Annotated in this window: 8 protein-coding genes; 6 read left to right on the top strand and 2 right to left on the bottom strand. The window is 64.2% G+C overall.

Features of this window, described 5'->3' with window-relative positions:
• Window positions 1-214: sll1863 family stress response protein (locus tag RJQ10_RS03065; RefSeq protein ID WP_350143522.1), on the top strand; the 214-nt coding region annotated here is incomplete at its 5' end.
• A gap of 73 nt (window positions 215-287) precedes the next feature.
• Here RJQ10_RS03065 and RJQ10_RS03060 read toward each other — a convergent pair.
• Both RJQ10_RS03060 and RJQ10_RS03055 read right to left on the bottom strand, forming a co-directional pair.
• The gene (locus tag RJQ10_RS03060; protein ID WP_350143520.1) at window positions 288-1,850 is read right to left on the bottom strand and encodes a flavin-containing monooxygenase; all 1,563 of its coding nucleotides are present in this window, start codon (window positions 1,848-1,850) and stop codon (window positions 288-290) included.
• Window position 1,851: 1 nt separating this feature from the next.
• A complete protein-coding gene (locus RJQ10_RS03055; RefSeq protein ID WP_350143518.1) occupies window positions 1,852-2,991 on the bottom strand; it encodes an acyl-CoA dehydrogenase family protein in 1,140 nt (379 codons plus the stop codon).
• A gap of 111 nt (window positions 2,992-3,102) precedes the next feature.
• On the opposite strand from RJQ10_RS03055, the gene RJQ10_RS03050 reads away from it, so the two are divergent.
• The 5 genes from RJQ10_RS03050 to RJQ10_RS03030 all read left to right on the top strand — a co-directional run.
• Window positions 3,103-4,530 carry an aldehyde dehydrogenase family protein gene (locus RJQ10_RS03050; protein WP_350143516.1) on the top strand — a complete coding sequence of 476 codons (1,428 nt, stop codon included), beginning with the start codon at window positions 3,103-3,105 and terminating at the stop codon, window positions 4,528-4,530.
• A gap of 1 nt (window position 4,531) precedes the next feature.
• Window positions 4,532-6,019 (top strand): glycerol kinase GlpK, encoded by a 1,488-nt coding sequence (gene glpK / locus RJQ10_RS03045; RefSeq protein ID WP_350143514.1) that lies wholly within the window; start codon window positions 4,532-4,534, stop codon window positions 6,017-6,019.
• A gap of 3 nt (window positions 6,020-6,022) precedes the next feature.
• Window positions 6,023-6,208: a hypothetical protein gene (locus RJQ10_RS03040; protein WP_350143512.1), complete on the top strand. Its 186-nt coding sequence runs from the start codon at window positions 6,023-6,025 to the stop codon at window positions 6,206-6,208.
• A gap of 22 nt (window positions 6,209-6,230) precedes the next feature.
• Window positions 6,231-7,985 (top strand): amidohydrolase, encoded by a 1,755-nt coding sequence (locus tag RJQ10_RS03035; RefSeq protein WP_350143510.1) that lies wholly within the window; start codon window positions 6,231-6,233, stop codon window positions 7,983-7,985.
• Window positions 7,986-8,070: 85 nt separating this feature from the next.
• A partial coding sequence (locus tag RJQ10_RS03030) for an efflux RND transporter permease subunit (protein WP_350143508.1) occupies window positions 8,071-9,733 on the top strand: 1,663 nt, incomplete at its 3' end.

Here is a 9,733-nt window from a genome sequence, read left to right as displayed (position 1 = left end):
CGATCGGAAAGCCTCCCAGCTGGAAGGCAAGGCTCGCCTGGAGTATGAAAAACGCCTTGACGAACTGCGCAAGGAACGCCGCAAGGCGCAGCGGAAGATCGATGAGGCACGCGCGGCAAGCGAGGAAGGCTGGCAGGAAATCAAGGACGAGGCCGAGCACGTCTGGAAAGCACTGGGAAACTCATTCAACTACTTCAAGTCCCATTTCAAGTAGATCAAAGCAGTATCCAACGATGCAGGACCGTGCGGGCCTGCAGTGATGCTTTGTTCCGGCAGGCCCGCTCTGACTACTGCTCCCCCGGAGCGGGGGCAAGAGCGACATGGTTTTCGGGGGAGCGCGTAAGCGGTTGACGCGGGTTGCTGAATACCAGGCTACCATCCTCCAGTGACGCCGTGGGTAGGGTTTTTCGGTCGCGGGTGTAGTCCTGAGTGTTTGTCCAGGGTTCCCTGTCGCCCTGCCGGGGTAGCAGGTGCATCACCCGCTGCAGGTAACCGGCGCTGAAATCCTCGATCCAGGGGCGCGCGGGCATGCTTTGCTCACCGGCTCTCAGGGTCGGCGTGACCTGCTTCAGCCCCATGCGATCCATATGGTTCAGCAGGCGGCAAACGAAGCGCGCGATGAGGTCGGCGCGCAGGGTCCAGGAGGCGTTGATGTAACCGAAGGTGTTGGCCATGTTGGGCACACCGGAACACATCATGCCTCGCCAGCTCCAGCGCTGGCTGAAGTCCACCGGCTCGCCGTCCACCTCGAAGACAATGTCCCCCATCACCACCAGCTCCAGGCCGGTGGCGGTGACAATGATATCCGCGGGCAACTCCTCGCCAGACTGCAGGCGGATGCCGTGTTCGGTAAATTCCGCGACGTGGTCCGTAACCACCTCGGCCCTGCCGCTGCGCAGGGCGGCGAAGAGATCGCCATCGGGCACAACGCACAGGCGCTGGTCCCAGGGCTGGTAGCTGGGACTGAAGTGGCGCTCAATGTCGAACGCCGGCCCCAGTTCCCTTTGCAACCTGTCCAGCAGGTGCTTGCGCACCTTGTCCGGCTGACTGCGGGTCTTGTGGTACAGCCATGCCTGCAGGCGCGTGTTCTTCCAGCGGGTGATGGCATAGGCCCAGTGTTCCGGCAGTAGCCTGCGCAGCAAGTTGGCCAGCCGGTCCCGGGCGGGGCGGGAAATGACATACGTGGGAGAGCGCTGCAGCATGGTGACCTTCGCCGCGCTGGCTGCCATGGCCGGCACCAGGGTCATGGCGGTGGCGCCGGAGCCGATGACCACCACCCGCTTGCCGCGGTAGTCGAGGTCAGCGGGCCAGTGCTGGGGGCGGACGATAGGCCCCTGGAACCGCTGCTCGCCCGGGAATACGGGGTCGTGACCGTGGCTGTAGTTGAAGTAGCCGGCGCACATCAGCAGGAACTGGCAGCTGAATTCTTGCAGCCACTCCTGCTCGCCCCCGGTTACCGCGACCTGCAGGGTCCAGCGCGCCTGTGTGCTGCTGAACTGCGCCCGCACGACCCGGTGCTGAAAGCGGATGTTCTGCCGCAGGTCGTGCTCGCGGGCGGTTTCCTCGATGTAGGCGAGGATCGCCGGGCCGTCGGCGATGGCGCCGGGGTTACGCCAGGGCTTGAAGTCGTAGCCCAGGGTATGCATGTCGCTGTCCGAGCGAATGCCCGGGTCGCGGAAAAGGTCCCAGGTGCCCCCGAGGTCCTCGCGGCTTTCCAGCAGTGCCACGCGCTTGCCCGGGCACAGTTGCTGCAGGTGCGCCGCGGCACCGATCCCGGACAGGCCGGCGCCGACGATGATAACGTCGAAATCGCGCTGAGCCACACCGTCCTGGCCTGCGCGGGCCGTCATCTCAGGCCCGGCCAAGAATCGAGCGGGCCACCAGTTCGCGCATGATCTCCGAGGAACCGCCATAGATGCGCTGAATGCGCGCATCGGTGTAGAAACGTGAGATCGGGTACTCCACCGTGTAGCCGTAGCCGCCGAACAGCTGCAGGCACTCGTCGATGGTGTTGCACTGCATCTCGCAGGAGGCGAGTTTGAGCATCGCCGCCTTGTCCGCGGTCAGTTCGCCGCGGCTGTACTCGTCCGCGCACTGTTGGTACAGGGCCCGGTTGAGTGCGATTTCGGTGCGCACATCGGCGAGTTTGAAACGCGTGTTCTGGAAACTGCCAATCGCCTGGCCGAAGGCTTTGCGTTCCAGCACGTAGTCGACCGTGAGGTCCAGGGCGCCCTCGGCGGCGGCCACGGCCTGGGCGGCGATGCCCAGCCGCTCCCGGGGCAGCTCTTCCATCATGATGACAAAGCCCTTGTTTTCCTGGCCCAGCAGCGCATCCGCCGGCAGGCGCATGTCCTGGAAGAACAGCAGGGCAGTGTCGGAGGCGTGCTGGCCGATCTTCTCGATCTTCTTGCCGCGCTCGAAGCCGGGGAGGCTGGCGTCGACCAGGAACAGGGAGGTGCCCTTGGCACCCTTGCCGGGGTCGGTGATCGCGGCGACGATCACGAGGTCCGCGTGCATGCCGTTGGTGATAAATATCTTGGAGCCGTTCAGTACCCATTCGTCGCCGTCGCGGACCGCATGGGTGCGAATGCCCTGGACATCGGAGCCGGCCCCGGGCTCGGTCATCGCCAGGGCGCCGACGGCGTCGCCGCTGACCATCTTTGGCAGCCAGTGCTGCTTCTGCGCATCCGTGCCATGCCGTGACAGGTAGGGCGCGACGATATTGGAGTGAATGCCGAAGCCGGAGGCAAAGCCCCCAAAACCCATCCGCGACAGCTCCTCGATCAGCATCAGGGTGACGTGGGGCGAAGTGCCGGCGCCGCCGTAGGCCTCGTCGACGTCGGCGCACAGCAGGCCGGCACCGCCCAGGGTGCGCCACAGCTCCCGGGGTACTATATGGTCCTCTTCCCACTGTTCGTAGTGGGGGCTGATTTCCGCCTCGAAGGCGCGTCGCGCCATGTCGCGGAACAGGGTCATCTCCTCAGACTGCATGGGGTATCTCCGGCTTTGTCGAGGCGCAATGATAACCCTATGGGGTGGTGGCCGACCACACGGGCGGTGCTACACTAGCGGCCACCGATAATCAGTTGCTGGAGAGCACACATGCGTGAATACCTGCAGTTTTACATCAACGGCGAATGGGTCGATCCGGCCAGGCCCAACCCCCACGACGTGATCAACCCGGCCACCGAGGAAGTTTGCGCCCACATTTCACTGGGCTCCGAGGAAGACGTCGACCGCGCCGTGGCCGCTGCCCGCACCGCCTTTGAGACCTGGGGCTACAGCAGTCGCGAGGAGCGCATCGCGGTGCTGGAGCGCTGCGTGGCGACCTATGAGAAATATTACAACGACATGGCCGACGCCATTCGCGAGGAAATGGGCGCGCCGAAATCCCTGGCGGTAGCGGCCCAGGCCCACGCCGGCCTCGGCCACCTGCAGGAGGCGCTGCGGGTATTGCGCGCTTTCTCCTTCGAGGAGGATCTGGGTGAGCACCGGGTATTCAAGGAGCCGATCGGTGTCTGCGGCCTGATCACTCCCTGGAACTGGCCGGTGAACCAGATTGGCTGCAAGGTGGCGCCGGCTCTGGCGGTCGGTTGTACGATGATCCTGAAGCCATCGGAGGTCGCACCCCTGTCGGGTTATCTGTTTGCCAAAATCATGCATGAGGCGGGAGTGCCGGCGGGCGTGTTCAACCTCGTCAATGGCGACGGCCCCACGGTGGGCACGGCCCTGTCCAAACATCCGGGCGTGGACATGATGTCCTTCACCGGTTCGACCCGCGCCGGGTCGCTGGTGGCCCAGAATGCCGCGCCGACGGTAAAGCGCGTCACCCAGGAGTTGGGCGGCAAGTCCCCCAATATAATCCTCGATGACGCCGACCTGGAAAAGGCGGTGACCCGGGGTGTACTGCACATGTACACCAATACCGGCCAGTCCTGCAATGCGCCCTCGCGCATGCTGGTGCCCCGGGCGCGGTTGGCGGAGGCCGAGGCCATTGCCGCGAGAGTGACCGCCAAGGTCGTGGTGGGAGATCCCGCCAATGACGCCACTACCATGGGTCCGGTGGTATCGGAGCTGCAGTTCAACAAGATCCAGGCGCTGATTGAACAGGGCATCGCCGAGGGCGCCAAGCTGGTCTGCGGCGGTCCCGGGCGTCCAGAGGGTATCAGCAAGGGCTATTTTGTCCGCCCGACCGTGTTCTCCGAGGCCAACAACGAGATGACCATCGCCCGCGAGGAGATATTCGGCCCGGTGCTGGTGATGATTCCCTACGACAGCGAGGACGAGGCCATCCGCATCGCCAACGACACCCCCTATGGCCTGGCGGGCTATATACAGAGTGGCAACATGGAGCATGCGCGCCGGGTCGCGTCCCGGATCCGCGCCGGCAACGTCCACATCAACGGCGCCAGCGGCGGCTACAACGTGCCCTTCGGCGGCTACAAGCAGTCCGGCAACGGCCGCGAGTGGGGTGCCCACGGCTTCACTGATTTCCTCGAGATCAAGGCCATTGAGGGCTACGGCACCTGATATGGGTGCCTTTATCCTTGCCATCGATCAGGGCACTACCGGTACCACGGTTGCCCTGATGGATGATCGGGGCCAGCTCCGGACCAGCGTCAACATCGAGTTCCCCCAGCACTACCCCCGGCCTGGCTGGGTGGAACACGACGCTGCGGATATCTGGAGTACGGTGCAACGCGGCATTCGCGCCGTGCTGCGCAGGCGCCTGTGCAAGCCCGGGGATATCGCCGCCATCGGCATTACCAACCAGCGTGAGACTTCCCTGCTCTGGGACCGGGGGAGTGGCGAGCCGCTGAACCGCGCCATCGTCTGGCAGTGCCGGCGCACCACCGAGTTCTGCGAAACGCTCAAGGCTGCTGGTCACGAGAAACTGGTCAAGCGCAAGTCCGGCCTGGTGCTGGACCCTTATTTTTCCGCCAGCAAGTTTCGCTGGCTGCTGCAGAACACCCCCGGTATCGCCCGCAAGCTGAAGGCCGGTCAGGTGGCAGCTGGCACCATTGACAGCTACCTCATCTGGCAGCTCAGCGGCGGCGCCGCCCATGTCAGCGATGTGTCCAATGCCTCGCGCACTTCACTGATGAACCTGCGTCGGTTGAGCTGGGACAAGGAACTGATGGACCTGTTCGAGGTGCCAGAGGGCATCTTGCCGAACATTGTTCCCTCCAGCGCAGTGCTTGCCCATACCCGCGGCATTTCTGGCTTGCCGGACGGCATCCCCATTGCCGGCGTGGCGGGCGACCAGCAGGCGGCCCTGTTTGGCCAGGCCTGTTTTACCGCCGGCGATGCCAAGTGCACCTTCGGCACCGGCTCCTTCATCCTGATGAACACCGGCTCCGAGCTGTTGCAGTCCCGCTCCGGCCTGCTCACGACAGCCGCCTGGCAGCTGGGGGAGGGCAAGCCGGTCTACGCGCTGGAAGGCGGTGCCTTTGTCTGCGGCGCCGCCGTGCAGTGGCTGCGGGACGGCCTGCAGATCATCAAGCGCTCCGCCGATGTGGAAGCGCTGGCGCGCACGGTGGCAGATGCCGATGGCGTGGAGTTTGTGCCGGCACTGACGGGCCTCGGCGCTCCACACTGGGCGCCGGACGCCCGCGGCAACCTGAGCGGGCTCACCCGTGGCACCGAGCGCGGCCATATTGCCAGGGCCACCCTCGATGCCATGGCGCTACAGAACGCGGATATCCTGCTGGCCATGGAGCGGGACCTGGGCAAGCGCATGCGCCCCCTGCGGGTCGACGGTGGCGCGGCTGCCAATGACCTGCTGCTGCAGATACAGGCGGATGTTCTGGGCCGCAAGCTGATTCGGCCGCAGGTTATCGAGACCACCGTGGCCGGGGCCTGTTACCTGGCGGGGCTGGGTGTGGGGCTGTGGTCCGGCATCGGCGACATTCGCAAGATATGGGCTGTGGATCAGGAGTTCAGGGTGAAGATGTCAGCCACTGCGAGGCGCCAGCGACAGGTCTCCTGGCAGGCTGCCCTGGCGCGCACGCTGCTTTGATCCATGGCTGATATCCTGCCTTTCCGCAAACCGTCCCTGCAGGAGAAGCACAAGGGCAAGACCCTGTGTCGCCACGGCCACCACAAATGGGAAGTGGACAAGGCGAAGCAGTTTGATGTGAAGCAGGGCAAGCTGGTAACCGTCTACCGCTGCGTTCGCTGTGGACAGCAAAAAGTAAAGGCACACTGATATCCCGACAGGAGATCGATTGATGAGCGGAACAAGGGCTGGTTTCTTCGCCGCTGCTGTTGTTGTACTCGGGGCCGGAATGCTCGCGTCCTGCGAGCGGCAACCGGATTCGACTCCGGCGGCCGGCCCGGCACAGCCGGATTCCGCGCTGGCGGCAGATCTGGTGATTCGCAACGCTCGGGTCTACACCCAGAATCCGCAACAACCCCATGCCACCAGCGTTGCTGTCGCCGACGGCGTAATCGTGGCGGTGGGGGATGACACATCGACCGCGGAGTTCGTCGCCGGGCATACCCGGTTGATAGACGCCGGGCAGGGCATGCTGCTGCCGGGGCTGCACGATGCGCATGTGCACCCGCTGTCCTCGGGTGCTGCGCTGCTCGGCTGTTCCCTCAGTGACGCCGGGTCGGAACAGGAAATCCTGGACGGGCTGCAGGACTGTGCCGCTGATGGGGAGCAGGGTTGGCTGGTCGGCCTGGATTTCAATCTGGGGCTGTTCCCGGGCGGCAACCCGCACAAGGCTTCACTGGACGCTTTGTTTCCCCAGCGCCCGGTTTTCCTTGCGGCCGCCGACGGACACTCCGCCTGGGTGAATTCCGCTGCCCTGGCGCTGGCCGGCATCACCCCGGACACGCCCAACCCGCCGCAGGGGGTGATCGAGCGCGATCCCGCTACCGGTGAGGCGACCGGTACGCTGCGGGAAACCGCTCAGGCGCTGGTGAGCGACCTGCTGCCCAAGGCCACGCCCGAAGATGATATCGCCGCCCTGCGGGCAGCCCTGCATTTCATGCACAGCAAGGGAATCACCTCGTTTATCGACGCGGCGGTTGGCGAGCAGCACTGGCGCGCCTATCGGTCCCTCGCCGCTGCCGGTGAACTACAGGCGCGGGTGCGCACTTCTCTGACTCACGGAACCTTCAGCCAGCACCCCGGCGAGGAATTCGCGGCAGTGCTGGCTCGGCGCGGCGAGTATGCCGGCGAGCGTCTCAATACCGATGCGGTAAAGCTGTTTGTCGACGGCGTGCTGGAGGGCGAGACAGCGGCACTGGTGACACCCTATCTCGGTGAACATCCCCACAGTGGTGAAATCAACTTTGATCCGGAGGAGCTCAAGGATATCGTCACCCGCTTTGACGCCATGGGCCTGCAGGTTCATGTCCATGCCATAGGCGATCGCGGCGTACGCACCGCGCTGGACGCTTTCGAGGCGGCCCGTGAGCGCAACGGTGAGCTCGATAACCGGCACCATATCGCGCATCTGCAGCTTGTTCATCCCGATGACTTCCCGCGTTTTGCCCGGCTCAATGTCAGCACCACCTTCCAGGCGCTGTGGGCCTATCCGGACAGCTACATTACCGAGATCAATCTGCCTGCGGTCGGCGCCGAGCGGGTGAATCGCATGTATCCGGTACACAGCCTGCAGCAGGCGGGCGCACGTATCGTCGGCGGCAGCGACTGGTCGGTATCATCGGTGAACCCCCTCGATGCCATCGAGACCGCGCTGCGCCGCCAGGACCCCGACAGCCTGGTGCCGGGCACCCTCAATGCGCAAGAGGCCGTCACCCTGGACACCATGCTCGCGGCCTACACCCGGGACGCGGCCTGGTTAATGCATCAGGAAAAGCTTGTCGGCAGCATCGAGGTTGGCAAACGGGCGGACCTGGTGCTGCTGAATCAGGATCTCTACCGCATTCCTGTCGAGGACATCAACAGCACGACGGTGCAAATGACCCTGTTTGACGGCGAAGTGGTTTACCGGGCGGGGGAGACGAATTGACGGCCCTGTGAAGAAATAACCTGAACAGCTGCAGCTGGCGCGGCTATACTGAGAAGCAAAGTCCGGTTTCGCAGGGGGCGACACCGTGAACATAATACAGCTTGCCGTGCGCAATCCCGCAGCGACGCTTGTCGCCGCCATGTTGGTACTGGGTTTCGGTGCACTGGCCATCTATCGTCTGCCGATACAGCTGCTTCCCGAACTGTCTCCTCCGCGTATCTTTATTTTCACCGGCTGGCGCGCCGCGGCTCCCGAGGAGATCGAGGAACAGATCATCCAGGGCCAGGAGCGCGTCCTCGCCAATATCCAGGGTGTGACCAGCATGGTGAGTTCGATCGCCCGCGACCAGGGCTACATCGAACTCAACTTCGAGATCGGCTGGGACATGCAACAGGGGCTGATCGACGTCATCACCAATCTCAATCAGGCGCCGCCGCTGCCCGCTGACGCGGATGAACCGATTGTCCGCGCCGGGGCCGGGACCACAGGTAGTAACGCTGCCGCCACGCTGCAGCTGTTTCGCGCCGACGATATCGACACCGATGTCACCGCCTACGAAGACCTGGTGACCACGCTCGTTGAGCCGCGACTGGCGCGGGTGCCCGGTGTTGCGGAGGTCAGTCTGCAATCGCGCCGCGAGCGTGAGATTGCGGTGAACATCGATCCCCACCGGCTTGCGGGCATGGGTGTTGCTGTCGACGATGTGACTCGCGCCCTGCGCCGCGCAACCAATGTGTCCGGTGGTTTTGCCGATGTCGGCCGGCGCCAGTATACGGTCCGTATCGCTGGCAGTTACGGCATTGACCAGCTCGGTGACCTGGTCGTCGGCTGGCGCAATGAACAACCGGTCTACCTGCGGGACGTGGCCTCGGTGGAGGCGGGATTCATGAAGCGCAACAGCTTCTCCCGGCGCAATGGCCACCCGTCCTACTACATCCGCTTGAATCGCAGCAACGGTGCCAATACCGTGGAGTTGCTCGATTCGCTCAAGGAGGTGATTGCCGAGCTGAATAACGGGCCACTTGCCGCCGAGGGGCTGACCCTGGAGCTGAGCTTCGATTCCTCGCTGCACATCCGTCGGGCGATCGCCCTGGTACAGAGCAACCTGCTGCTGGGCTTGGTGCTGTCCAGCCTGGTACTGTTCTTTTTCCTCCGGGTCATGCGCGCCACGCTGGTCATTGCCTTGAGTATTCCCCTGTCGCTGATGGGAGCGTTCCTGGCGCTGCAGTTTACCGGCCACAGCCTGAACGTGATTTCGCTCGCCGGGCTGGCGTTCGCGGTCGGGCTGTCCATGGATGCTTCCATCGTGGTGCAGGAAAATATTGTGCGCCTCGGCCAGCAGGGCATGGGACGGCGTGACGCGGCGGAGGCGGGTGCCCGCGAGGTGGCGCCGGCCCTGCTGTCGTCGACCCTGACCACCGTGGCCATTTTCGTGCCCATCATTTTCCTCGAGGGCCTTGAGGGCCAGCTGTTCAAGGACCTGGCGATCACGCTTTCGGCCGCGGTTCTGATGTCTCTGCTGGTGTCGTTGACGGTGCTGCCCATGGCCACGGCACACGCCGCACTGACCGAGGTACCGGCGGACCCTTTGCGGCGTTTCTGGGTCCGGCTGGCGGACTGGATTGACCGGCATACTGTCACGGATCGCGCCCGAATCCGCTGGATTGCAGTGATTCTGGGTTTCTCGGTGCTGGCGGTCGTGGTGTTGGTGCCCAAGGTGGATTTCCTGCCCAAGGCCGATGTGGATG

Origin of the sequence: Haliea sp., from assembly GCF_040222615.1 — a bacterium.
GTDB lineage: Bacteria > Pseudomonadota > Gammaproteobacteria > Pseudomonadales > Halieaceae > Haliea.
Note: the sequence above shows the minus strand (reverse complement) of the source record. Positions and strands in the feature narration are given on the sequence as shown.